Genomic DNA, 22,893 nt, shown 5'->3' with positions numbered 1-22,893 from the left:
TTACCCATTATTGGCGCTGCGTGGCGCACTTTCGGACAAGTCGATAAAAAACGGCTAATTATCTGGCTTTGCGGCATTTTTAAGCGCTTTTTATCATGTTATTACGCGTTTTGCCCCGCGTAAGTGCCATAAGGTGCGTTAGAGGGCTTTTTTGTCCCTAAGCAACCGATAAGTTGGGGTTATTTCGGATTGATGAGCTAAATAGTTTCAGCCGGCAACCAACGGGCGAGGAGCAGCCGAGTTTGTCGGCTAGACTGAGGTTTAGCGGCGCGTTCCGGATGCGTCATAGTTCTTTTTTTTGTGATAAAAATCACAAAAAATATGTAGCATGTAATTTGTTTCTCTTTTCATAGTGATTGTCGTCACGTAATTAAGCGGCGATTTTCAGTAGAGTGCTTTTTTGTTCCTCCCAATAAACATGATCCATGAGGAGTCTCGTATGTCTCAGTCTGACGTTTTTCATCTCGGCCTCACCAAGAACGATTTACAAGGGGCCCAGCTTGCCATCGTGCCGGGCGATCCGCAGCGCGTAGAGAAGATTGCCAAGCTGATGGAAAATCCGGTGCATCTGGCCTCCCATCGTGAATTCACTACCTGGCGCGCGGAGCTGGACGGCAAGGCGGTGATCGTCTGCTCTACCGGTATCGGCGGCCCGTCTACCTCTATCGCGGTGGAAGAGCTGGCGCAGCTGGGCATTCGCACCTTCCTGCGCATCGGCACCACCGGCGCCATTCAGGCAAACATCAACGTCGGTGACGTACTGGTCACCACGGCGGCGGTACGCCTCGACGGCGCCAGCCTGCACTTTGCGCCGATGGAGTTCCCGGCGGTCGCGGACTTCGCCTGCACCACCGCGCTGGTGGAAGCGGCCAAGGCCAGCGGCGCCACCACGCACATCGGCGTGACCGCCTCCTCCGATACCTTCTATCCGGGCCAGGAGCGTTACGACACTTACTCCGGCCGCGTGGTCAGCCGCTTCAAAGGCTCGATGGAAGAGTGGCAGGCGATGGGCGTGATGAACTATGAAATGGAATCCGCCACGCTGCTGACCATGTGCGCCAGCCAGGGCCTGCGTGCCGGCATGGTGGCCGGGGTGATCGTCAACCGCACCCAGCAAGAGATCCCGAACGCCGAGACCATGAAAAACACCGAAAGCAAAGCGGTGCAGATCGTGGTGGACGCCGCCCGCCGCCTGCTGTAATCGCCTTTCCCCCAACGGGCCGCCGACGCGGCCCGTTTTTCCATTCGCGGCGAATCTGTTACGGTGATACTCCTCAGCGCTGCGCCGATGGCCGCCGCGCGTTGTCATAACAAAAACAACGAGGACGTTTATGACCGCCCAGATCCTGCTTCATCCTTCGCTCGCGCCGCTCGACGGCGGCATCAATTTCCGCGACTTCGGCGGCAACGGCGTGGCCGACGGGCGCCGCATCAAGCGCGGCCTGCTGTTCCGCTCCGGTTCCCTCGAGCGGCTGACGGAAAACGACTGCGCCTTTCTCGCCGGCGTGCCGGTGCGCTCGGTGCTGGACTACCGTGATGCCGACGAGGTGCAGGCCAAGCCGGATATTCTGTGGAGTGGCGCCGACTATCACCACGTGCCGGCTAACCCGCTGAGCAGCGAAGTCAACGCCAACCTGGAGAAGCTCACCAACGAAACGCTGGCCGCCTTCGACGCCCGCGCGTTCATGCTGGAGCTGTATCGCCGCCTGCCGTTCGGCAATGCGGCCTATCAGCGGCTGGCGCAGCTGTTGAGCAATCCTGGCGGCGGCGCCATCGTGCAGCACTGCGCGGTCGGCAAGGATCGCACCGGGGTCGGTTCGGCACTGGTGCTGTTCGCGCTGGGGGCAGACGAAGCGACGGTGCTGGAAGACTATCTGCTGACCGAAACCACGCTGGCCACTTTCCGCGAGCAGATGCTGGATCAGCTGTCTATCAAGCTGAATGCGGCGGCGCTGGAGCAATTCGCCTACGTGCTCAGCGCGCGCGAGGAGTTCCTGATGACGGCGTTGGGCTGCATCCGTCAGCAATACGGTTCCACCGACCGCTGGCTGGAAGCGGAATACGGCCTGGGCGCAGCCCAGCGCGAAGCGCTGCAGGCGTTCTACCTCGAGTAAATCGCCGCGCGTTTAGCCGGGGTTTAACTCGCCCCGGCCTATCCTAGGCGGCGAATTATCGCGTATCAGGAGCCCCGCATTGAGCCTCAATGACGTTATCAACTGGGTCAGCGACGTCGTGCGTCAGCACGAAGGCTGGGCCATTCCCATCATCTTCTTCCTGGCGTTCGGCGAGTCGCTGGCGTTTTTGTCGCTGCTGCTGCCGGCCACGGTGATCCTGCTGGCGCTGGGCGCGCTGATCGGCGAAAGCGGCATCGCCTTTTGGCCGATTTGGGCCGCCGCCGCCGTCGGGGCGTTTTTCGGCGACTGGCTCTCTTACTGGATCGGCTATCACTATCAGGATCGCGTGGCCCATATGTGGCCGCTGTCGCGCAATCCGCAGCTGCTGGTGCGCGGCCACGCGTTCTTTGAACGCTGGGGCGTGCTGGGCATTTTCATCGGCCGCTTCTTCGGCCCGCTGCGCGCCGTGGTGCCGCTGGTGGGCGGCATTTGCGGCATGCCGCAGCGTTATTTCCAGTTAGCCAACGTCACGTCGGCGATGATCTGGGCGTTCGGCATTCTGGCGCCGGGGGCATTCGGCATCAAGTGGCTCAGCCAGTGGCTTGGCTGATTTCTCGCTAAATTGCGCAGCGCCGCGCAATATTGTGCTCGGCGGGCAAAATCAGGCTGGACATCCATACAGCCTCCCCTTAACGTGACGGGCAATGGGCGTGCGAAACGCCGGAACGGCAAGGTGCAACAGGAGGCAGGGTGGATACCAGTCTGATTTATGGGATTGGCGGTGTCGCGATCGGCATGCTGTTGGGGTGGCTGATCGCCAGTCTGCGGGTGCAGCAGGCGAATGCGCAACATGAAACCGAACTGCGGTTGCTGGAGCAAGCGTTGCAGCAGGCGCAGCAGGAAACGGCGGCGCGGCAAGAGGCTCTGCAGCGCCACGAGCAGCAGCTGCGGCAGAGCGAGCTGGAGCTACGCAACCTGCACAGCCAGCTGGCGGCCGGGCATGAAAAGCTGCAACAGCTCAACCATTGGCGCAACGAATGTGAACTGCTTAATCAGGAGCTGCGCGCCCAGCGCGAGGTCAACAGCGCGCAGGAGGCCGAGCTGCGCGAAGTCACCATCCGTCTGGAAGAGACGCGCATGGCGGCGGAAGAGAAGCAGCGCCTGCTTATCAACAGCGAACAGCGCCTCACCACCCAGTTTGAAAACCTCGCCAACCGCATTTTTGAACACAGTGGCCGCAAGGTGGACGAGCAAAATAAGCAAAGCTTGGATCGGTTGCTGCTGCCGCTGCGTGAACAACTGGACGGGTTCCGCCGGCAGGTGCAGGACAGTTTTGGTCAGGAGGCGCGGGAGCGCCACACGCTGACGCACGAGATACGCAATCTGCAGCAGTTGAACGCGCAGATGGCGCGCGAAGCCATCAACCTCACCAAGGCGCTCAAAGGCGACAACAAGACGCAGGGCAACTGGGGCGAGGTGGTGCTGAGCCGGGTGCTGGAGGCTTCCGGCCTGCGCGAAGGGCACGAGTATGAAACGCAGGTCAACGTGCGGGTGGATCACCAGAGCCGCATGCAGCCCGATGTGATCGTGCGCTTGCCGCAGGGCAAGGACGTGGTGATCGACGCCAAGATGTCGCTGATTGCCTACGAGCGCTATTTCAACGGTGAAGACGAGGTGGAGCGCGAAGCGGCGCTGAGCGAACATATCGCCTCGCTGCGCGGCCACATTCGCATGCTGGGCCGCAAGGACTATCAGCAGCTGCCGGGGCTGCGCTCGTTGGACTATGTGCTGATGTTCATTCCGGTCGAGCCCGCCTTCCTGCTGGCTATCGATCGCGAACCGGAGCTGATCAGCGAAGCGCTCAAGCACAACATCATGCTGGTCAGCCCGACCACGTTGCTGGTGGCGCTGCGCACCATCACCAACCTGTGGCGCTATGAGCATCAAAGCCAGAACGCGCAGCGCATCGCCGATCGCGCGGCGAAACTGTATGACAAGATGCGGCTGTTCGTGGACGATATGTCCGCGCTGGGGCAGAGCCTGGACAAGGCGCAGGGCAGTTATCGTCAGGCGATGAACAAACTGAGCGAAGGCCGTGGTAATCTTATCGGCCAAATTGAAGGTTTCCGCGCGCTGGGGGTTGAGGTCAAACGGCCGATAAACCCGCTGTTGGCGCAGCAAGCCGGCGCGCAACACGATGAAGCGGAAGAGGCGAACGACGACGATGTCGCCGCGCTGCCGCAGACGAAAGACGATGACGATACCGCCGGGGAACCGGGCTTCGTTTCGCACGGCTGAGGCCGTGGCGAGGTGGGGTATTCTCCGAGCTTCTGGTACACTCATCCACACAAAATTGACTGAATAGCAGGCAGGACAATGGCAGATCAACCGCAGGAAACCACCGATTTCGGTTTTCGCACCGTCGCTAGAGACGAAAAACAGGCCATGGTGGCGGACGTTTTTCATTCGGTAGCGGCAAAGTATGACGTGATGAACGACCTGATGTCGTTCGGCATCCACCGTATCTGGAAGCGTTTCACCATTGACTGCAGCGGCGTGCGCCGCGGGCAGCGCGTGCTGGATCTGGCCGGCGGTACCGGCGACCTGGCCGCCAAGTTCTCCCGCATGGTCGGCGAGCAGGGGCAGGTGGTGCTGGCGGACATCAACGATTCGATGCTGAAGATGGGGCGCGAGAAACTGCGCGATCGCGGCATCGTCGGCAACATCAATTACGTGCAGGCTAACGCCGAAGCGCTGCCGTTCCCGGACAACTACTTCGATTGCATCACCATCTCCTTCGGCCTGCGCAATGTCACCGACAAAGACAAAGCGCTGCGCTCGATGTTCCGCGTGCTCAAGCCGGGCGGCCGCCTGCTGGTGCTGGAGTTCTCCAAGCCGCTGCTGGCACCGCTGAGCAAGGCTTACGATGCCTACTCCTTCCACGTGCTGCCGAAGATCGGCGAGCTGGTGGTGAAAGATCCGGACAGCTACCGCTACCTGGCGGAATCGATCCGCATGCACCCCGATCAGGAAACCCTGAAGGGCATGATGGGCAACGCCGGTTTTGAAAACGTCACCTATTTCAACCTGACCGGTGGGATTGTCGCCCTGCATCGCGGCTTCAAGTTCTGAGAGGGAGATGCCGATGCTGTTTACCCCTCTGCTGACCGCTGCGCTGGAAACCTCGCTGAATAACCTGCTGTTTCGCGATCGCAGCATGAAAGCCGCTCGCCAACGCCTGGCGGGCAAGGTGCTGCGCATCGAACTGGAAGAGCTGGCTTCACCGCTGGTGCTGGTGTTCAGCGAACTGCGCGTGGACGTGCTGGGGCAGTCCGAAGACAGCGCCGATTGTACGGTGCGCAGCCGCATTCCCGTCTTACTGAAGCTGCGCGATCGCCAGCAGTTGCCGGTGCTGATGCGCAGCGGCGAATTGACGGTGGAAGGCGATATTCAGGTGGTGCAACAGCTGGTTGGCCTGCTCGATCTGGCGGAGTGGGATCCGGCGGAGTGGCTGGCGCCTTACATCGGCGATATCGCCGCCCAGGGCATTACGCAGGCGCTGGGAAAAGGCGCCTCGCTGCTGAAAGCCGGCTTTATGCGCCGGCAGCAGGACATGGCGGAGACGTTGACGGAAGAGTGGCGCCTGGCGCCGGGGCCACTGGAAGTGGTGTGGTTCAACGAAGAAGTTGATGCTCTCGCCCGCAGCGCGGAAGCGCTGTTTGCCCGCATGGACAAGTTGGAGGGCAAGCGATGACCCCAGGCGAACTGCGCCGTTTGTATTTTATCGTCCGCGTTTTTCTCAGCTATGGGCTGGACGAACTGATCCCTAAAATGCGTTTGACGCTGCCGCTGCGCTTTGGCCGCCGTCTGCTGTTCTGGATGCCGAATCGGCACAAGGACAAGCCGCTGGGCGAACGTCTGCGGCTGGCGCTGCAGGAGCTGGGGCCGGTATGGATCAAGTTCGGCCAGATGATGTCGACCCGTCGCGATCTGTTTCCGCCGCACATTGCCGATCAGCTGACGTTGCTGCAGGATCGGGTGGCGCCTTTCGACGGCGCGCTGGCGCGTAAACATATCGAGCTGGCGATGGGTGGCCCACTGGAAACCTGGTTCGACGATTTCGATCAGCAGCCGTTGGCCTCTGCCTCGATCGCGCAGGTGCATACCGCGCGGTTGAAAACCACCGGCCAGGAAGTGGTGCTGAAGGTGATCCGGCCGGATATCGGGCCGATCATCAAGGCCGACGTGCGGCTGATGTACCGGTTGGCCGGCTGGGTGCCGAAGCTGTTGCCGGACGGCCGCCGTCTGCGCCCGCGTGAAGTGGTGCGCGAGTACGAGAAAACCCTGCTGGACGAATTGAACCTGCTACGCGAAGCGGCCAACGCCATTCAGCTGCGCCGCAATTTCGACGGCAGCCCAATGCTGTACGTACCGGAAGTTTATTCCGACTACTGCCGTGAAAGCGTATTGGTGATGGAACGCATCTACGGCATTCCGGTCTCGGACATCGCCACGCTTGAACGGCAGGGCACCAACATGAAACTGTTGGCGGAACGCGGCGTCCAGGTGTTCTTTACCCAGGTATTCCGCGACAGCTTCTTCCATGCGGACATGCATCCCGGTAATATTTTCGTCAGCTACGAACATCCTGAAGATCCTTGCTATATCGGCATCGACTGCGGCATCGTCGGCTCGCTGAACAAGGATGACAAGCGCTATCTGGCGGAAAACTTCATCGCCTTCTTCAACCGCGATTACCGCAAGGTGGCGGAACTGCACGTCGACTCCGGTTGGGTGCCGCGCGACACCAACGTGGAAGACTTCGAATTCGCCATTCGCACCGTGTGCGAGCCGATTTTCGAGAAGCCGCTGGCGGAAATTTCCTTTGGCAACGTGCTGCTCAACCTGTTCAACACTGCGCGCCGCTTCAATATGGAAGTGCAGCCGCAGCTGGTGTTATTGCAGAAGACCTTGCTGTATGTTGAAGGGCTGGGGCGCCAGCTCTACCCGCAGCTGGATCTGTGGACTACCGCTAAGCCGTTCCTCGAGAGCTGGCTGCGCGATCAGGTCGGCATTCCTGCCGTGGTGCGCGCGCTGAAAGAGAAAGCGCCGTTCTGGGCGGAGAAGCTGCCCGAACTGCCCGAGCTGTTTTACGACAGCCTGCAGCAGCATAAACTGTTGCAACAAAGCGTTGATAAGCTGACCAACCAAATGCAGGCTCAGCGGGTTCGTCAGGGGCAGTCACGTTATTTGTTCGGCGTTGGCGCTACACTGTTAGTAAGCGGTACGCTGTTGCTGCTGGGGCAAATCGAGGTGTTTCCCGCCTGGATGATGGCCGCCGGCATCGTATGCTGGGTGATTGGCTGGAAGCGAACCACCTGATTTAATTCGTTACTCTGGTAAGGCCGAGCCTATAATGCGGGCTGGCTTTAAAAGACCCTTTAAAATTAGAGGTAATTGAAATGGGCGGTATTAGTATTACGCAATTGTTGATCATCGCAGTGATCGTGGTGCTGCTGTTCGGCACCAAAAAACTGCGCACGCTGGGCTCCGATCTCGGCGCCTCGATCAAGGGCTTCAAAAAGGCGATCGGCGACGATACGCCGTCGAACCCCAACACGGCTGAAAAAAGCAGCCTGGATGACGCTGACTTCGCGGCCAAGCCTATTACCGATAAGCAGCCGGAAGTGAAACCGGAAGAGTCGAAGAACAAAGAGCAGGTATAAACCGTGTTTGACATTGGGTTTAGTGAGCTGCTGCTGGTGCTGGTGATCGGCCTGATTGTTCTGGGGCCGGAACGGTTGCCGGTCGCGGTCAGAACGGTGTCGGGCTGGATCCGCGCGCTGCGCTCGCTGGCGGCCTCGGTGCAGCACGAACTGTCTCAGGAACTGAAGCTGCAGGAGCTGCAGGACAGCCTGAAAAAAGCCGAACAGGCCGGCCTGCAGAACCTGACGCCGGAACTGAAGGCATCGATGGATGAGCTGAAAGACGCGGCGGAATCATTGAAACGCACCTACCGGGGCGAGACAGAAGAGCTGGCGAACACCATTCATAACCCGCAGATCACCGATCCGGAAGCTTTGCACGACGGCGTGACGCCGGCGGAAGCGGCAACCCGCGCCAGCGCGCCCGCCGCCGTGCCAAAACCGGCAGCGGAGCCTGAGGCCGTTGCGGCTGCATCCCCGGCTGCGCCCGTGGCGGCGCAACCGGCCAAAGCACCGGTGGAAACCGCGCCGGCACCTGTCGAACCTGTTGCGGATAAAATCCCAGCGTCTCACCAACCTAGTGGCGATCGTTAATACATGGCTGTTGAAGATACCCAACCCCTTATCAGTCATCTGATAGAGCTGCGCAAGCGGCTGTTGAACTCGATTATTTGCGTGCTGGCGGTGTTCGTGGTGCTGGTGTTTTTCGCCAACGACATCTACCAGCTGGTTTCTGCACCGCTGCTCAAGCAGTTGCCGGCCGGGGCGAGCATGATCGCCACCGACGTGGCGTCACCGTTCTTTACGCCGATCAAGCTGACCATGATCGTCTCGGTGTTTGTCTCCGCGCCGATGATTCTGTATCAGGTGTGGGCATTCATCGCGCCGGCGCTGTACAAGCATGAACGCCGCCTGATGATGCCGCTGCTGGTGTCCAGCAGCCTGCTGTTCTACCTCGGCATGGCCTTCGCCTACTTCATCGTGTTCCCGCTGGCCTTTGGCTTCTTTGCCAAGACCGCGCCGATGGGGGTGACCATTGCGACCGACATTAAAAACTACCTCGATTTCGTCATGGCGCTGTTTATGGCGTTCGGCGTCGCCTTCGAAGTGCCGGTCGCCATCATTCTGCTGTGCTGGAGTGGCGTCACCTCGCCGGAAGATCTGAAGAAGAAACGGCCGTATGTATTGGTCGGCGCGTTTGTGGTCGGCATGCTGTTGACGCCGCCGGACGTGTTCTCGCAAACCCTGTTGGCAATACCGATGTATCTGTTGTTTGAAGTGGGGGTATTCTTCGCTCGCTTCTATACCGGCAAGCGTCGTCCGCAAGCGGAAGAAGAAGACGAGGGTGACGAACCCCCAGCCTCCTGAGCCATATTGATTGCTAAGCCGCCCATTGGGCGGCTTTTGCTTTGGAAAAAACCATGTTTGATATCGGCGTTAATCTCACCAGCAGCCAATTCGCCAAAGATCGCCAGGCGGTGGTGGAACGCGCCCGCGCCGCGGGCGTGACGGGGATGTTGATTACCGGCACCGATCTGGCGGAGAGCCGCGAGGCCGCCGAATTGGCGCGGCAACATGCGGGCTACTGTTGGTCTACCGCCGGCGTGCATCCGCACTACGCCAGCGGCTGGGATGAACACACCGCCGAGCAGATTTATGCGTTGGCCGCGCGCCCTGAAGTGGCGGCGATCGGCGAATGCGGCCTGGATTTCAACCGCAATTTCTCGACGCCCGCGCAGCAGGAAGCGGCGTTCACCGCGCAGCTGGCGCTGGCGGCGGAGTTGGCGCTGCCGGTGTTTCTTCATTGCCGCGACGCACACGCACGTTTTGCCGAGCTACTGACGCCGTGGTTGGATAAACTGCCCGCGGCCGTGGTGCACTGCTTCACCGGCACCGCCGAAGAATTAACTAGCTGCCTGTCGCTGGGCCTGTCGATCGGGATTACCGGTTGGGTCTGCGACGAGCGGCGCGGCCTGGAATTGCGCGCCCTGTTGCCGCAGATCCCGGCCGAGCGTCTGCTGCTGGAAACGGACGCCCCTTATCTGTTGCCCCGGGATTTACAGCCTAAACCCGCATCTCGCCGCAACGAACCCTGTTTCCTGCCCCATATCGTGCATCAGGTCGCCGTCTGGCGACAGGAAGAGCCGCAATGGCTGGGGCAAAAAACCGATGAGAACGCCCGCCGGCTATTCCGGCTGGTTTGAGCTAGGAGAAAACTATGAGCTATGCATTTCCGGGCACCTTCCCTGGTCGCCGTATGCGCCGCGTGCGCCGTCATGACTTCAGCCGCCGCCTGGTGGCCGAGAACCAACTGACGGTCAACGACCTGATTTATCCGGTGTTTGTCATGGAAGGCAGCAACCGTCAGGAAGAAGTGGCCTCGATGCCGGGCGTATCGCGCATGACGATCGATCTGCTGGTCAAGGAAGCGGAAACCATCGCCAAACTCGGCGTGCCGGTGATCTCCCTGTTCCCGGTGATTGAGCCAGGTCTGAAATCGCTGCATGCGGAAGAAGCCTATAACCCGGAAGGGCTGGTGCAGCGCACGGTGCGCGCGCTGAAAGACGCGGTGCCTGAGCTGGGCATTCTGACTGACGTAGCGCTCGATCCCTACACCACGCACGGGCAGGATGGGGTAATCGATGAGCAGGGCTATGTGATTAACGACGTGACCAAAGACATCCTGGTGCGTCAGGCGCTTTCCCATGCCGAAGCGGGCGCGGAAATCGTGGCGCCGAGCGACATGATGGACGGCCGCATCGGGGCGATCCGCGATCGTCTGGAATTGCAGGGTCTGGTGAATACCCAGATTATGGCCTACTCCGCCAAGTATGCTTCCTGTTACTACGGCCCGTTCCGCGATGCGCTGGGTTCCAGCGGCAATCTGAAGGGTGGCAACAAGAAGACCTATCAGATGGATCCGGCCAACAGCGATGAAGCGCTGCAGGAGATTGCACAGGATCTGCAGGAAGGCGCGGATATGGTGATGGTGAAACCGGGCATGCCGTACCTCGACGTTGTGCGCCGCGTGAAGGATACCTTCGGCGTGCCAACCTTCGCTTATCAGGTGTCCGGTGAGTACGCCATGCATATGGCGGCGATTCAGAACGGCTGGCTGCAGGAGCAGCCAGCGGTGATGGAGTCGTTGATGTGCTTCAAACGCGCCGGCGCCGACGGCGTGCTGACCTACTTCGCCAAGCGTGTCGCCCAGTGGCTGCACGACGACGCGATGCGTCGCTAAGCGTGAAATGAGCCAACAAAAAGGCGCCTGAGGGCGCCTTTTGCATTACATCTTCTGGAACTGTCGGTTGTCGATGCTTTGGCTGACCTGTTTGTTGATCAGGTTCAGCAACAACATGGAGCGGGCCTCGCCGTCCGGCTCGGTGTAGATCGCCTGCAGCCCTTCGAACACGCCGTCGACGATCAGGACGGTATCCCCCGGCTGCGGGGTTTCCGGATCGACATAGGTTTCGCTGGCGTGCGTGCGCAGCTCATCGATCACCTTGCTCGGGATGACGCTCGGCAGCGCGCCGAAGCGCACGAAGTGGCTGACGCCGCGGGTGGCGCTGATGGTGGTGGTGTGAATGCGCTCCGGGTCGAACTCCACAAACAGATAGTTGGGAAACAGGGGTTCGCTGACCGCGATACGCTTGCCGCGCACGATCTTTTCCAGCGTGATGATCGGGCTGAGGCAGTTTACCTGCTGCCGTTCCAGATGTTCCTGCGCCCGCAACAGCTGACCGCGTTTGCAATAAAGTAGATACCAGGATTCCATAATTTCACATGCCTTTCTGCCAGCCGGTAAGCATATCAAAAGCGCTTCCGGATACATAGTGATGCAAGTTTCAGCGTGTAACATCACCTATCTCTATGAATATGCGGCTATTAGCGAGGGGTCACACACTTATCGATACGGCGCTGGTATAACAGAGGGCTAAAAATTTGTTACCGTCACAGTATGGCAAGGCGTTGCGCCACCGGCTGTGACGCTATTCATCGTTTTTGACCGAGGGAAGATAAATGGAGCTGTTTCTGTTGAGCAACGGCAAGCTGTCTGGCGAAGCCGAGCTGCTGGGGTATGCCAAAAGCCAACTGCTGGCGATGATTGCGCGTCGCGGCATCAAATCCGCCGTCTTTATCCCTTATGCGCTGATCCGTTACGACTACGACCAGCGTGCGCAGGAGCTGGCGCAAACGCTGGGCATCGAAGTCACCAGTATCCACCACGCCGCTTCGCCGGCGGCGGCGATCGCGCAGGCGGAGTGCATTTTGGTCAGCGGCGGCAATACCTGGTTGCTGAACCAAATGCTGCACGAACAAGGCCTGATCGTGCCCATCCAGCGCGCGGTGCGCGAGCGTGAAGTGCCTTACGTCGGCTGGAGCGCCGGTTGCAACGTGGCCACGCCGAGCATTCGCACCACCAATGATATGCCGGTGCGCTGCAGCGTGGTGCTGCCGGCGCTGGGGCTGTTCCCGGTGCAAATCAACCCGCATTACATCGACGCGCATATCAGCGGCCACATGGGCGAAACCCGAGACGAGCGCCTGGCGGAGTTCTGCGCGATCAACCCAAGTGAATCGGTGGTGGCGTTGCGTGAAGGCAGCCTGCTGCACGTTGAAGGCAACGAGCTGCGTTACTTCAGCGCCAACGAGCAGGGCTTCAAGGTGTTCCGCCACGGCGAGGAGACGCGCGAATATCAGGATACGCGTGCGCTGGCTGCGCTGGTGCCGTTCAACTGCGGCTGAGGGCCACCCGATGGCGGGCGGCGTTAACAAAATTGCAGCAACAACCGTGAAGAGGGCTTATAATGCCCTCCCCACTGGCCGTTATAATGATCAGCATGAAATACCGTGACTTACGCGATTTCCTCTCGTTGCTGGAGAAGAGAGGGGAACTAAAACGCATCAGCCAGCCGATCGATCCTTACCTGGAAATGACGGAGATTGCCGATCGCACCCTGCGGGCGGGCGGCCCGGCATTGCTGTTTGAAAACCCGAAAGGCTACGACATGCCGGTGCTGTGCAACCTGTTCGGCACCGCCAATCGCGTAGCGATGGGCATGGGGCAGGAAGACATCAGCGCGCTGCGCGAAGTCGGCAAACTGCTGGCGTTCCTCAAAGAGCCGGAGCCGCCGAAAGGCTTCCGCGATCTGTTCGACAAAATGCCGAAGTTCAAGCAGGTGCTGAATATGCCGACCAAGGTGCTGGGGTCTGCGCCTTGTCAGGAGCAGGTATGGCAGGGCGAGGACGTCGATCTGGGCCGTATTCCGGTGATGCACTGCTGGCCGGAAGACGCCGCGCCGCTGATCACCTGGGGGCTGACGGTGACCCGCGGCCCGCATAAGGAACGGCAAAATCTCGGCATCTATCGCCAGCAGGTGCTGGGCAAGAATAAAGTGATCATGCGCTGGCTGTCGCATCGCGGCGGCGCGCTGGATTATCAGGAGTGGTGCCAGGCGCACCCCGGCGAGCGTTTCCCGGTTGCGGTGGCGCTGGGCGCCGATCCCGCCACCATCCTCGGCGCGGTGACGCCGGTGCCGGATACCCTGTCTGAATACGCTTTTGCCGGGCTGCTGCGCGGCAATAAAACCGAAGTGGTCAAGTGCCTTTCCAACGATCTGGAAGTGCCCGCCAGCGCCGAAATCGTGCTGGAAGGCTATATTGAGCCGGGTGAAATGGCGCCGGAAGGCCCGTACGGCGACCACACCGGTTACTACAATGAAATCGACCAGTTCCCGGTATTCACCGTCACCCACATCACCCAGCGCCGCAACGCGATCTACCACTCGACCTACACCGGCCGGCCGCCGGATGAGCCGGCGATCCTGGGCGTGGCGCTGAATGAAGTGTTCGTGCCGATTCTGCAAAAGCAGTTCCCGGAAATCGTCGATTTCTATCTGCCGCCGGAAGGGTGCTCGTACCGCCTGGCGGTAGTGACCATGAAGAAACAGTACGCCGGCCACGCTAAACGCGTGATGATGGGTGTCTGGTCGTTCCTGCGGCAGTTTATGTACACCAAATTTGTTATCGTCTGCGATGACGACGTCAATGCGCGCGACTGGAACGACGTAATTTGGGCGATCACCACACGAATGGATCCGGCAAGGGATACCGTTCTGGTGGAGAATACGCCGATCGACTATCTGGACTTCGCCTCACCGGTTTCCGGCCTGGGTTCGAAGATGGGGCTGGACGCCACCAATAAATGGCCGGGTGAAACCGATCGCGAATGGGGCCGTCCGATTCAGATGGATGAAAAGGTACGTGCGCGCGTCGACGAAATCTGGGATGAGCTCGCAATCTTCAGTGACAGGGAACCGACGCTGTAGCGTCAGACCCTGTTCTCAGCTTTGCATTGATGACCCGACAGAGGGAACGCATGACAATATTGAGCTGTAAAGTGACCTCGGTAGAGGCCATTACCGATACGGTTTATCGGGTACGTCTGGTGCCCGAGCAGCCGTTTTCTTTCAAGGCAGGGCAATATCTGATGGTGGTAATGGACGAGCGCGACAAGCGCCCGTTCTCGCTGGCATCTACCCCGACGCAGCAAGATTACATCGAGCTGCACATCGGCGCTTCGGAGCTGAATCTGTACGCCATGGCGGTGATGGATCGCATTCTGAAAGAGCAGGCGATCACCGTCGACGTGCCGCACGGCGACGCCTGGTTGCGGGAAGAGGGCAGCCGTCCGCTGGTGCTGATTGCCGGCGGCACCGGTTTCTCTTATGCGCGTTCAATCCTGTTGACCGCGTTGGAGCAGCAGCCCGATCGAGATATTTCTATCTACTGGGGCGGGCGTGAGCTGAAGCACCTGTACGATCTGAGCGAGCTGGAAGCGCTGTCGTTGCAGCATCCGAATCTGAAGGTGATCCCGGTGGTCGAGCAGCCGGAAGCCGAATGGCGCGGCCGCAGCGGCACCGTGCTCAGCGCGGTGCTGCAGGATTTCGGCACGCTGGCGGAGCACGACATCTATATCGCCGGGCGTTTCGAGATGGCGAAAATCGCCCGTGAGCGTTTCTGCGCCGAGCGCGGCGCGCTGGAAGCGCATATGTTCGGTGACGCGTTTTCGTTTATCTGACCGATGCGATGCGCAGTGAACGGGGTGGCCGAGGGTCGCCCCGTTTTTATTTGGGCGCCGGCAAACGTCAGGCATAAAAAACCCGCCCCTGACAGGCGGGAAGAACGGCAACTAAACTTGGCGGGATGCCGCGATTTGAAGTGGTGACGCGGTCATCCCAAGATAGACACAGCTAAACGCGTTCAAAGACGGTGGCGATGCCCTGACCCAGGCCGATGCACATGGTCGCCAGGCCGAACTGCGCGTCGCGACGTTCCATGTTGTTCAACAGGGTGGTCGAGATGCGGGAGCCTGAACACCCCAGCGGGTGGCCGAGCGCGATGGCGCCGCCGTTCAGGTTGATCTTGTCGTCGATGCTGTCCATCAGCCCCAGATCCTTGATGCACGGCAGCGACTGGGCGGCGAACGCTTCGTTCAGCTCGAACAGATCGATGTCCTGCACGCTCAGACCGGCGCGTTTCAGCGCCAGTTTGCTGGCCGGCACCGGGCCGTAACCCATGATGGAAGGATCGCAGCCGACGACCGCCATCGAGCGGATGCGGGCGCGTGCCTTCAAACCGAGCGCTTTGGCGCGCGATTCGCTCATCAGCAGCATGGCGGAAGCGCCGTCCGACAGGGCGGAAGAACTGCCGGCGGTGACGGTGCCGTTGACCGGATCGAACGCCGGGCGCAGGGCCGACAGGCTTTCGACGGTGGTTTCCGGGCGAATGACTTCATCGAAATCGTAACGGGTCAGCACGCCATCGGCGTCGTGGCCGTTGGTCGGTATGATCTCGTTTTTAAAGTAGCCGGCCAGCGTCGCCGCATGCGCGCGCTGGTGGGAGCGGGCGGCAAACTCATCCTGCATCTGGCGGCTGATGTTGTGCATCTTGGCCAGCATTTCGGCGGTCAGCCCCATCATCCCGGCGGCTTTGGCCACGCTGCGGCTCAGCCCCGGATGGAAGTCAACGCCGTGATTCATCGGCACATGGCCCATGTGTTCCACGCCGCCGATCAGGCTGACGTTTGCGTCGCCAACCATGATGGCGCGCGCCGCGTCGTGCAGCGCCTGCATCGAAGAGCCGCACAGGCGGTTGACGGTCACCGCCGGCACGCGGTGCGGGATCTCGGCCAGCAGCGCGGCGTTGCGGGCGATGTTGAAGCCTTGTTCCAGCGTCTGCTGTACGCAGCCCCAGTAAATGTCATCGATCTCGGCGGCGTCCAGCGCCGGGTTGCGGCTCAGCACTTCACGCATCAGGTGAGCGGAGAGATCTTCGGCGCGCACCTGGCGGAAGGCGCCGCCCTTGGAACGGCCCATCGGCGTGCGTACGGCATCAACAATAACTACGTTTTCCATCTTTATGACCTCATGCCGGTTGGCGGGTAGCGACGTCGGACAGCGGTGTCGCCACCGGGTAGTAGCTTTCATTGCGTTCGGCCTTGGCGCGCAGACCGGCCGGCACCTGATACAGGGCGCCGAGGTGTGCGTAACGCTGGGCCAGCTCAACGTAGTTGGCGGTGCCGAGCGTATCCAGGTAGCGGAACGCGCCGCCGTGGAACGGAGGGAAGCCAATGCCGTAGACCAACGCCATATCGGCTTCCGCCGGGCTGGCGACGATCTTCTCTTCCAGGCAGCGAACCACTTCGTTGATCATCGGGATCATCATGCGCGCAATGATTTCTTCGTCGCTGATGGTCTGGCGCGATTGACTCACTTCGGCCAGCAGCGCATCGGTCTGCTCGTCGTTGTCCTTGCGCGGCTTGCCTTTGCTGTCCTGGCTATAGCGGTAGAAGCCCAGCTGATTTTTTTGACCGAAGCGCTGGTTGTCGAACATCACGTCAATGGCGTCGCGGTAGTCTTTGCTCATGCGATCCGGGAAGCCGGCAGCCATCACCGCCTGCGCATGATGCGCGGTGTCGATGCCCACGACGTCGAGCAGGTAGGCCGGGCCCATCGGCCAGCCGAACTGTTTTTCCATCACTTTATCAATCTGACGGAAGTCGGCGCCGTCGCGCAGCAGCAGGCTGAAGCCGGCGAAATACGGGAACAGCACGCGGTTGACGAAGAAGCCCGGGCAGTCGTTCACCACGATTGGCGTTTTGCCCATGCGGCTGGCGTAGGCCACCACTTTGGCGATGGTGTCATCGCTGGTCTGTTCGCCGCGGATGATTTCAACTAGCGGCATGCGGTGTACCGGGTTAAAGAAGTGCATGCCGCAGAAGTTTTGCGGGCGCTTCAGCGATTTTGCCAGATGATTAATCGGAATGGTCGAGGTGTTCGACGCCAGAACGGTGTCCTCACCGATCAGGGTTTCCACTTCCGACAGCACGGCGGCTTTGACCTTCGGATTCTCGACGACCGCTTCAACGATCACCTGCGCGCGCTCGATGCCGGCGTAGTCCAGCGTCGGCTGAATGGTCGAGAGCACCTGCGCCATTTTCAAGCCATCCAGCTTGCCGCGCTCCAGTTGCTTATTGAGCAGCTTGGCCGCTTCGTTCATGCCCAGCGTCAGCGACTTGTCGCTGATGTCTTTCATGATCACCGGCACGCCTTTCAGCGCCGATTGGTAAGCGATGCCGCCGCCCATGATGCCGGCGCCCAGTACCGCCGCCTGTTTCGGCGCATCCACATTCTTGGCCAGCTTTTTCGCCTGGCCCTTCACGAACTGATCGTTAAGGAAGATGCCGACCAGCGCGCGCGCTTCGTTGGAACGCGCCAACGGCACGAAGCTGGCGGTTTCCAGTTTCAGCGCTTCATCGCGGCCCAGTTTGGCGGCGGCTTCAATGGTTTTCACTGCGGTCATCGGCGCCGGGTAATGTTTCCCGGCAGTCTGCAGCACCATGCCTTTGGCGGTGGTGAAGCTCATCGCCGCTTCAATCGGGCTGAGCTTCAGCGGCTCCAGCTTAGGTTGACGCGCGGCGCGCCAGTCCAGCTTGCCGTCGATCGCCTGTTGCAGCATTTTCAGCGCCGCTTCGGCCAGTTTTTCCGGTGCCACCACCGCATCCACCAGGCCGACTTTCAACGCGTCTTTGGCGCTGACGTCTTTGCCGGCGGCGATGATTTCCAGCGCGCTGTCGTTACCCAGCAGGCGCGGCAGGCGGACGGAACCGCCGAAGCCCGGCATGATACCCAATTTGGTTTCCGGCAGGCCGATGCGCGCGTCCGGTGAGGCGACGCGGAAATCGGTCGCCAGAATGCATTCACAACCGCCGCCGAGCGCATAGCCGTTAATGGCCGAAATGGTCGGCACCGGCAAATCTTCCAGCCGGTTAAAGACGTTGTTGGCGAACACCAGCCACTCTTGCAGCTTTTCAGCCGGTGCGGCGAACAGAGAAAGGAATTCGGTGATATCGGCGCCGACGATAAACGCGGCTTTGGAGGAACGCAGCAGCAGCCCTTTCAGCTCAGGCTGGTTTTCCAGCACGGTGAGCGCTTCGCCCAGGCTGGCGACGGTGCGGGTGTCCAGCTTGTTGACCGAGCCCGGTGCGTTGAACACCAGCTCGGCGATGCCGTTATCGAGCCAGTGCAGTTGTAATGTTTCGCCTTGGTAGAGCATGTCTATCTCCTGAATCAGCGTATGATCTGGTATGACCAGATGATGAGGAGTGTGGTTTTTATGTTAAAAATATGCAAATGAGAGATTGCATATTTGCTGGTCGGATCACATCTCACCAAGTTAGCGTTTTGATTTAAAACGAAGTTATATTTTATGTGCTATCGGCATTTGCTGGCGGTTGTCGGCCTCCATACACTTGCCAGCGGCGATTTATCATTCAGGCGAGGTTAGGCATGAATAAGGCGGCTGGTGTCATGGCGACGACGATGCGGGGCTGACGATGGCACTCGGCTGGCTAAGGTTAAACTGCGGATGTAACGGCATTTGCCGGGAATTGCGAGCTGCTCCGCATGCCCAACGCGATGAGGTTGGTGCGCCGGAGCGCTGTGTTAAGATGACTTCTTTCGTGCTAAGGCATAAGGGTAATGTGATGGAAACGCTGGCTTCTTTGTATAACGACCACCTGGCAGAGCTGCAAAAACGCGCGCGCGAAGTGCTGGAGCGCAACAAGTTGGATGCGCTGCTGATTCACTCCGGTGAACTGCAAAAGGTATTTTTGGACGACCATAGCTATCCGTTCAAAGTGAACGCGCATTTCAAAGCCTGGGTGCCGGTGACGTCGGTGCCGAACTGCTGGTTGTGGATTGATGGCGTCAACAAGCCGAAGCTGTGGTTCTACTCCCCGGTCGACTACTGGCACAGTGTAGAGCCGCTGCCGGACAGTTTCTGGACCAAATCCCTTGAATTGATGCCGCTGGCCAACGCCGACGCTATCGCCCAGCAGCTTCCGCCGCAGCGCGAGCGCGTGGGCTATATCGGTTATGCGCAACAGCGCGCCCGCGATCTCGGCATCCCTTCGGAAAATATCAACCCGAAAGCGGTGTTGAACTACCTGGATTTCCACCGTTCGATCAAAACCGGCTACGAGCTGGCCTGCATGCGCGAAGCGCAGAAGACGGCGGTAACCGGCCATCGTGCGGCGCATGAAGCCTTCCTCTCCGGCATGAGCGAGTTCGACATCAATCTGGCCTACCTCACGGCGACAGGCCACCGCGATACCGACGTGCCTTATGACAACATCGTGGCGCTGAACGAACACGCTTCGGTACTGCACTACACCAAGCTGGATCATCAGCCGCCGGCCGAATCCCTGAGTTTCCTGATCGACGCCGGCGCGGAATACAACGGCTACGCCGCCGATCTGACCCGCACCTACGCAGCGCAAAGCGGCAGCGAATTCGCCCATCTGGTGAAAGATCTCAACGGTGAACAGCTGGCGCTGATCGACACCATCAAAACCGGCGTGCGCTATACCGACTACCATGTGCAGATGCACCAGCGCATCGCCAAGCTGCTCAAGAATCACAAGCTGGTGAACGGCCTCAGCGAAGAGGCGATGGTTGAAACGGGCATCACCACGCCGTTCCTGCCGCACGGGCTGGGCCACCCGCTGGGCCTGCAGGTGCACGACGCCGCCGGCTTTATGCAGGACGAGCAAGGCACCCATCTGGCGGCGCCGGCCAAGTATCCGTTCCTGCGTTGCACCCGCGTGTTGCAGCCGGGCATGGTATTGACCATCGAGCCAGGTCTGTACTTCATCGAGTCTCTGTTGGCGCCGTGGCGCAGCGGTGAGTTCAAGCAGCACTTCGCCTGGGATCGCATCGATGCGCTGAAGCCGTATGGCGGCATCCGCATCGAAGACAACATAGTGATCCACGAAAAGCGCATCGAGAACATGACGCGCGATCTGAACCTGGCCTGATGCGGCCGTATCCGATACCGGCGGAAGCAACCTGCTTTACCGAAGAAATAAAGAAGAGCCGTTTTATCACCCTGCTGGCGCCGACCAGCGGGGTAGAAGCGGCAAAGACGTTTATTCAGCAGGTGCGGGATGAACACCCGGCGGCGCGGCACCATTGTTGGGCCTTCGTCGCCGGCAGCCCCGATGACTCGCAGCAGTTGGGATTCTCCGACGACGGAGAGCCGTCGGGTACCGCCGGCAAACCGATCCTCGCGCAGCTCATGGGCAGCGGTATCGGGGAAGTGACCGCCGTGGTCGTTCGTTACTACGGCGGCGTCAAGTTGGGCACCGGCGGATTGGTGAAAGCCTATGGCAACGGTGTTCAACAGGCGTTGAAGCAGCTGGCGTTGGCTCAAAAGGTGCCGGAAGCCGAATATATCTTGCAGTGCGACTATGCGCAGTTGGCGTTGGTGGAGAACTTGCTGCAGCAAACCGCAGGTCGGATCCTGCAGGGCGAATACGGCGCCGCCGTCGTGCTGCATCTGGCGTTGCCGGCCACCGAGGTCGAGCTGTTTGGGAATAAATTGCGTGATCTTAGTCGCGGTAATTTGCAATTAACCCCCATTTCGCAATAATTCCTCCCAATTGAATTGCTAAGGATCGTGCTGAAATGCATTTTCGCGCCATAACCCGTATCGTTGGTCTGCTGGTCATCCTGTTCTCCGGGACGATGTTTATTCCCGGCCTGGTGGCATTGATTTACCGCGATGGGGCGGGGCGCGCGTTCAGCCAAACCTTCTTCGTGGCGCTGACCATCGGTCTGATGCTGTGGTGGCCGAACCGCAAACAGAAACACGAACTGAAACCCCGCGAAGGCTTCCTGATCGTCGTGCTGTTCTGGACCGTGCTGGGCAGCGTGGGGGCATTGCCGTTCCTGTTTTCTGAACGGCCCAACTTGTCGCTGACCGACGCCTTCTTTGAATCCTTCTCGGGGCTGACGACCACCGGTGCGACGACGCTGGTGGGACTGGATTCGCTGCCGAAGGCCATTCTGTTCTATCGCCAAATGCTGCAATGGATGGGCGGCATGGGGATCATCGTGTTGGCGGTGGCGATACTGCCGATACTCGGCGTCGGCGGCATGCAGCTGTATCGGGCGGAAATGCCCGGGCCGCTGAAAGATAACAAGATGCGCCCGCGCATCGCCGAAACAGCCAAAACCCTGTGGCTAATCTATGTGTTGCTGACCGTAGCCTGTGCGCTGGCGCTCTGGGGAGCCGGAATGTCGGTGTTCGATGCCATCGGCCACAGTTTCTCGACCATCGCCATCGGCGGCTTTTCTACCCACGACGCCAGTATCGGTTATTACGCCAGTCCGACCATCAACACCATCATCGCCGTGTTCCTGCTGATTTCCGGCTGTAACTACGGCCTGCACTTTGCTTTGCTCAGCGGCCGCAGTCTGAAGGTATACGGGCGCGATCCTGAATTCCGCATGTTCATCTTCGTCCAGCTGACGCTGGTGGTGGTGTGCACGTTGGTGCTCTGGGGACATGGCGTCTATAAGAGCGGTATGGAAACGCTCAATCAGGCGTTCTTCCAGGTGGTATCGATGGCGACCACGGCCGGTTTTACGACCGACAGCATCGCCAAGTGGCCGCTGTTCCTGCCGATGCTGTTGTTGTGCTCGGCGTTCATCGGCGGTTGCGCCGGCTCGACCGGCGGTGGCCTGAAGGTGATCCGTATTCTGCTGTTGTACCTGCAGGGCTCGCGCGAGTTGAAAAGGCTGGTGCACCCTAACGCGGTCTATACCATCAAATTGGGCAACCGCGCGCTGCCGGAACGCATTCTGGAGGCGGTGTGGGGATTTTTCTCCGCCTATGCGCTGGTGTTTATCGTCAGCATGCTGGCGATCATTGCTACCGGCGTTGATGATTTCTCCGCGTTTGCCGCAGTGACGGCAACGCTGAATAACCTCGGCCCCGGCCTGGGCGTAGTGGCGGATAACTTCACCACGATGCCGGCGGCGGCCAAGTGGATCCTGGTGGTGACGATGCTGTTCGGGCGCCTGGAAGTGTTTACATTGCTGGTGCTGTTCACGCCAACCTTCTGGCGTGAGTGAGCCTGATATAAGGAGTACGCCATGAAGGCATTGATACTTTATTCGAGCCGTGACGGGCAAACACGTGCTATCGCTTCTTATATAGCAAGCAAATTGCAGGATACGCTGCGCTGTGAGGTGATCGATCTGCTGCAGGCGGAACAGGTCGACCTTAATCAGTATCAGTTGGTGATGATCGGTGCTTCTATCCGTTACGGGCACTTTAACCCGGCGCTGGATAAATTCGTCAAACGTCATGCCGAGCAGCTGAATCGAATGCCGAGCGCGTTCTTTGCCGTGAACCTGACGGCGCGCAAACCGGAAAAGCGCTCGCCGCAAACCAACGCTTATACCCGCAAGTTTCTGCTGACCTCGCCGTGGCAGCCAAAACAGTGCGCGGTTTTTGCCGGCGCATTGCGTTATCCGCGCTATCGCTGGTTCGACCGCATCATGATTCAATTTATTATGCGTATGACGGGTGGTGAAACGGATACCAGTAAGGAAGTGGAGTACACCGATTGGCAGCAGGTCGATCGTTTCGCCCAGGAATTTAGCCAGATCCCGTACGAAAAGTGACAAAAACGCGGGTTTGGCCAGCGTTTTGCCGAAAAAATC

The 22,893-nt window shown here is 59.8% G+C and carries 22 protein-coding genes; 19 read left to right on the top strand and 3 right to left on the bottom strand.

What is annotated here, in order from left to right; translation table 11 throughout:
• Positions 1-439 precede the first annotated feature (439 nt).
• The 12 genes from udp to hemB all read left to right on the top strand — a co-directional run bounded on the left by udp (position 440) and on the right by hemB (position 11,060).
• A complete protein-coding gene (gene udp / locus ACJ8IM_RS15815) occupies positions 440-1,201 on the top strand; it encodes a uridine phosphorylase (RefSeq protein WP_004934432.1) in 762 nt (253 codons plus the stop codon).
• A gap of 130 nt (positions 1,202-1,331) precedes the next feature.
• Entirely contained in the window at positions 1,332-2,114 is a 783-nt protein-coding gene (locus tag ACJ8IM_RS15810) for a tyrosine-protein phosphatase (protein WP_033636699.1), read from the top strand.
• Positions 2,115-2,193: 79 nt separating this feature from the next.
• Complete coding sequence (locus ACJ8IM_RS15805) at positions 2,194-2,724, top strand: DedA family protein (RefSeq protein ID WP_033649669.1); 531 nt, start codon at positions 2,194-2,196, stop codon at positions 2,722-2,724.
• A gap of 140 nt (positions 2,725-2,864) precedes the next feature.
• Positions 2,865-4,412, top strand: coding sequence for a DNA recombination protein RmuC (gene rmuC, locus ACJ8IM_RS15800; RefSeq protein ID WP_033655131.1), 1,548 nt, complete (start codon positions 2,865-2,867; stop codon positions 4,410-4,412).
• 78 nt (positions 4,413-4,490) lie between these two features.
• Positions 4,491-5,246 (top strand): bifunctional demethylmenaquinone methyltransferase/2-methoxy-6-polyprenyl-1,4-benzoquinol methylase UbiE, encoded by a 756-nt coding sequence (gene ubiE, locus ACJ8IM_RS15795; protein WP_025304918.1) that lies wholly within the window; start codon positions 4,491-4,493, stop codon positions 5,244-5,246.
• A gap of 13 nt (positions 5,247-5,259) precedes the next feature.
• Positions 5,260-5,868, top strand: a complete 609-nt coding sequence (gene ubiJ, locus ACJ8IM_RS15790) for a ubiquinone biosynthesis protein UbiJ (RefSeq protein ID WP_033636702.1) — start codon at positions 5,260-5,262, stop codon at positions 5,866-5,868.
• On the top strand, positions 5,865-7,496 hold the full coding sequence (gene ubiB, locus ACJ8IM_RS15785; protein ID WP_033655130.1) for a ubiquinone biosynthesis regulatory protein kinase UbiB: 1,632 nt from the start codon (positions 5,865-5,867) through the stop codon (positions 7,494-7,496). The genes ubiJ and ubiB overlap by 4 nt, the downstream gene beginning before the upstream one ends.
• Before the next feature lie 80 nt (positions 7,497-7,576).
• Positions 7,577-7,840, top strand: a complete 264-nt coding sequence (gene tatA / locus ACJ8IM_RS15780) for a Sec-independent protein translocase subunit TatA (RefSeq protein WP_033636704.1) — start codon at positions 7,577-7,579, stop codon at positions 7,838-7,840.
• A gap of 3 nt (positions 7,841-7,843) precedes the next feature.
• Entirely contained in the window at positions 7,844-8,413 is a 570-nt protein-coding gene (tatB, locus tag ACJ8IM_RS15775) for a Sec-independent protein translocase protein TatB (RefSeq protein WP_033655129.1), read from the top strand.
• Positions 8,414-8,416: 3 nt separating this feature from the next.
• A complete protein-coding gene (tatC, locus tag ACJ8IM_RS15770; protein WP_033649673.1) occupies positions 8,417-9,187 on the top strand; it encodes a Sec-independent protein translocase subunit TatC in 771 nt (256 codons plus the stop codon).
• A gap of 53 nt (positions 9,188-9,240) precedes the next feature.
• Positions 9,241-10,023: a 3'-5' ssDNA/RNA exonuclease TatD gene (tatD, locus tag ACJ8IM_RS15765; protein WP_033655127.1), complete on the top strand. Its 783-nt coding sequence runs from the start codon at positions 9,241-9,243 to the stop codon at positions 10,021-10,023.
• 14 nt (positions 10,024-10,037) lie between these two features.
• Positions 10,038-11,060, top strand: coding sequence for a porphobilinogen synthase (gene hemB / locus ACJ8IM_RS15760; protein ID WP_033636707.1), 1,023 nt, complete (start codon positions 10,038-10,040; stop codon positions 11,058-11,060).
• A gap of 45 nt (positions 11,061-11,105) precedes the next feature.
• Here the strand turns inward: hemB and rfaH are convergent, their stop codons facing one another.
• Positions 11,106-11,594: a transcription/translation regulatory transformer protein RfaH gene (gene rfaH, locus ACJ8IM_RS15755; RefSeq protein WP_004934466.1), complete on the bottom strand. Its 489-nt coding sequence runs from the start codon at positions 11,592-11,594 to the stop codon at positions 11,106-11,108.
• 245 nt (positions 11,595-11,839) lie between these two features.
• Here rfaH and pepE point away from each other — a divergent pair, with 245 nt between their 5' ends.
• The 3 genes from pepE (at position 11,840) to fre (ending at position 14,900) form a co-directional block, all read left to right on the top strand.
• The gene (pepE, locus tag ACJ8IM_RS15750; protein WP_101455721.1) at positions 11,840-12,565 is read left to right on the top strand and encodes a dipeptidase PepE; all 726 of its coding nucleotides are present in this window, start codon (positions 11,840-11,842) and stop codon (positions 12,563-12,565) included.
• Between the two features lie 86 nt (positions 12,566-12,651).
• Positions 12,652-14,148 carry a 4-hydroxy-3-polyprenylbenzoate decarboxylase gene (ubiD, locus tag ACJ8IM_RS15745; protein WP_025304926.1) on the top strand — a complete coding sequence of 499 codons (1,497 nt, stop codon included), beginning with the start codon at positions 12,652-12,654 and terminating at the stop codon, positions 14,146-14,148.
• A gap of 50 nt (positions 14,149-14,198) precedes the next feature.
• A complete protein-coding gene (gene fre / locus ACJ8IM_RS15740) occupies positions 14,199-14,900 on the top strand; it encodes an NAD(P)H-flavin reductase (protein WP_004934474.1) in 702 nt (233 codons plus the stop codon).
• A 172-nt stretch (positions 14,901-15,072) separates the two neighbouring features.
• On the opposite strand, the gene fadA is transcribed toward fre, so the two are convergent.
• Positions 15,073-16,236, bottom strand: coding sequence for an acetyl-CoA C-acyltransferase FadA (gene fadA, locus ACJ8IM_RS15735; RefSeq protein ID WP_060425116.1), 1,164 nt, complete (start codon positions 16,234-16,236; stop codon positions 15,073-15,075).
• 10 nt (positions 16,237-16,246) lie between these two features.
• Positions 16,247-18,436: a fatty acid oxidation complex subunit alpha FadB gene (gene fadB, locus ACJ8IM_RS15730; RefSeq protein WP_033655125.1), complete on the bottom strand. Its 2,190-nt coding sequence runs from the start codon at positions 18,434-18,436 to the stop codon at positions 16,247-16,249.
• Positions 18,437-18,866: 430 nt separating this feature from the next.
• Here fadB and pepQ point away from each other — a divergent pair, with 430 nt between their 5' ends.
• From pepQ to hemG, 4 genes are read left to right on the top strand one after another with little or no spacing between them, the layout of a single operon-like run.
• Entirely contained in the window at positions 18,867-20,198 is a 1,332-nt protein-coding gene (gene pepQ, locus ACJ8IM_RS15725; RefSeq protein ID WP_033649681.1) for a Xaa-Pro dipeptidase, read from the top strand.
• The gene (locus tag ACJ8IM_RS15720) at positions 20,198-20,812 is read left to right on the top strand and encodes an IMPACT family protein (protein WP_033649682.1); all 615 of its coding nucleotides are present in this window, start codon (positions 20,198-20,200) and stop codon (positions 20,810-20,812) included. The genes pepQ and ACJ8IM_RS15720 overlap by 1 nt, the downstream gene beginning before the upstream one ends.
• A gap of 35 nt (positions 20,813-20,847) precedes the next feature.
• A complete protein-coding gene (gene trkH, locus ACJ8IM_RS15715; RefSeq protein WP_004934492.1) occupies positions 20,848-22,299 on the top strand; it encodes a Trk system potassium transporter TrkH in 1,452 nt (483 codons plus the stop codon).
• Between the two features lie 21 nt (positions 22,300-22,320).
• A complete protein-coding gene (gene hemG / locus ACJ8IM_RS15710; protein ID WP_033655124.1) occupies positions 22,321-22,854 on the top strand; it encodes a menaquinone-dependent protoporphyrinogen IX dehydrogenase in 534 nt (177 codons plus the stop codon).
• The last annotated feature ends 39 nt before the right edge of the window (positions 22,855-22,893 follow it).

It is taken from the genome of Serratia sp. CY33525 (assembly GCF_052169115.1).
GTDB classification, from domain to species: Bacteria; Pseudomonadota; Gammaproteobacteria; order Enterobacterales; family Enterobacteriaceae; genus Serratia; species Serratia sarumanii.
This window is presented reverse-complemented; position numbering and strand designations above follow the sequence as displayed.

What these genes read in the sequence shown, in the direction of transcription:
- udp (WP_004934432.1), top strand. Translation starts at nt 440, where the DNA reads ATGTCTCAGTCTGACGTTTTTCATCTCGGCCTCACCAAGAACGATTTA.
- tatA (WP_033636704.1), top strand. Translation starts at nt 7,577, where the DNA reads ATGGGCGGTATTAGTATTACGCAATTGTTGATCATCGCAGTGATCGTG.
- pepQ (WP_033649681.1), top strand. Translation starts at nt 18,867, where the DNA reads ATGGAAACGCTGGCTTCTTTGTATAACGACCACCTGGCAGAGCTGCAA.
- hemB (WP_033636707.1), top strand. Translation starts at nt 10,038, where the DNA reads ATGAGCTATGCATTTCCGGGCACCTTCCCTGGTCGCCGTATGCGCCGC.
- fadA (WP_060425116.1), bottom strand. Translation starts at nt 16,236, where the DNA reads ATGGAAAACGTAGTTATTGTTGATGCCGTACGCACGCCGATGGGCCGT.
- rfaH (WP_004934466.1), bottom strand. Translation starts at nt 11,594, where the DNA reads ATGGAATCCTGGTATCTACTTTATTGCAAACGCGGTCAGCTGTTGCGG.
- fadB (WP_033655125.1), bottom strand. Translation starts at nt 18,436, where the DNA reads ATGCTCTACCAAGGCGAAACATTACAACTGCACTGGCTCGATAACGGC.
- ubiD (WP_025304926.1), top strand. Translation starts at nt 12,652, where the DNA reads ATGATCAGCATGAAATACCGTGACTTACGCGATTTCCTCTCGTTGCTG.
- ubiE (WP_025304918.1), top strand. Translation starts at nt 4,491, where the DNA reads ATGGCAGATCAACCGCAGGAAACCACCGATTTCGGTTTTCGCACCGTC.
- hemG (WP_033655124.1), top strand. Translation starts at nt 22,321, where the DNA reads ATGAAGGCATTGATACTTTATTCGAGCCGTGACGGGCAAACACGTGCT.
- tatC (WP_033649673.1), top strand. Translation starts at nt 8,417, where the DNA reads ATGGCTGTTGAAGATACCCAACCCCTTATCAGTCATCTGATAGAGCTG.
- ACJ8IM_RS15810 (WP_033636699.1), top strand. Translation starts at nt 1,332, where the DNA reads ATGACCGCCCAGATCCTGCTTCATCCTTCGCTCGCGCCGCTCGACGGC.
- tatD (WP_033655127.1), top strand. Translation starts at nt 9,241, where the DNA reads ATGTTTGATATCGGCGTTAATCTCACCAGCAGCCAATTCGCCAAAGAT.
- pepE (WP_101455721.1), top strand. Translation starts at nt 11,840, where the DNA reads ATGGAGCTGTTTCTGTTGAGCAACGGCAAGCTGTCTGGCGAAGCCGAG.
- fre (WP_004934474.1), top strand. Translation starts at nt 14,199, where the DNA reads ATGACAATATTGAGCTGTAAAGTGACCTCGGTAGAGGCCATTACCGAT.
- ubiB (WP_033655130.1), top strand. Translation starts at nt 5,865, where the DNA reads ATGACCCCAGGCGAACTGCGCCGTTTGTATTTTATCGTCCGCGTTTTT.
- trkH (WP_004934492.1), top strand. Translation starts at nt 20,848, where the DNA reads ATGCATTTTCGCGCCATAACCCGTATCGTTGGTCTGCTGGTCATCCTG.
- ubiJ (WP_033636702.1), top strand. Translation starts at nt 5,260, where the DNA reads ATGCTGTTTACCCCTCTGCTGACCGCTGCGCTGGAAACCTCGCTGAAT.
- ACJ8IM_RS15720 (WP_033649682.1), top strand. Translation starts at nt 20,198, where the DNA reads ATGCGGCCGTATCCGATACCGGCGGAAGCAACCTGCTTTACCGAAGAA.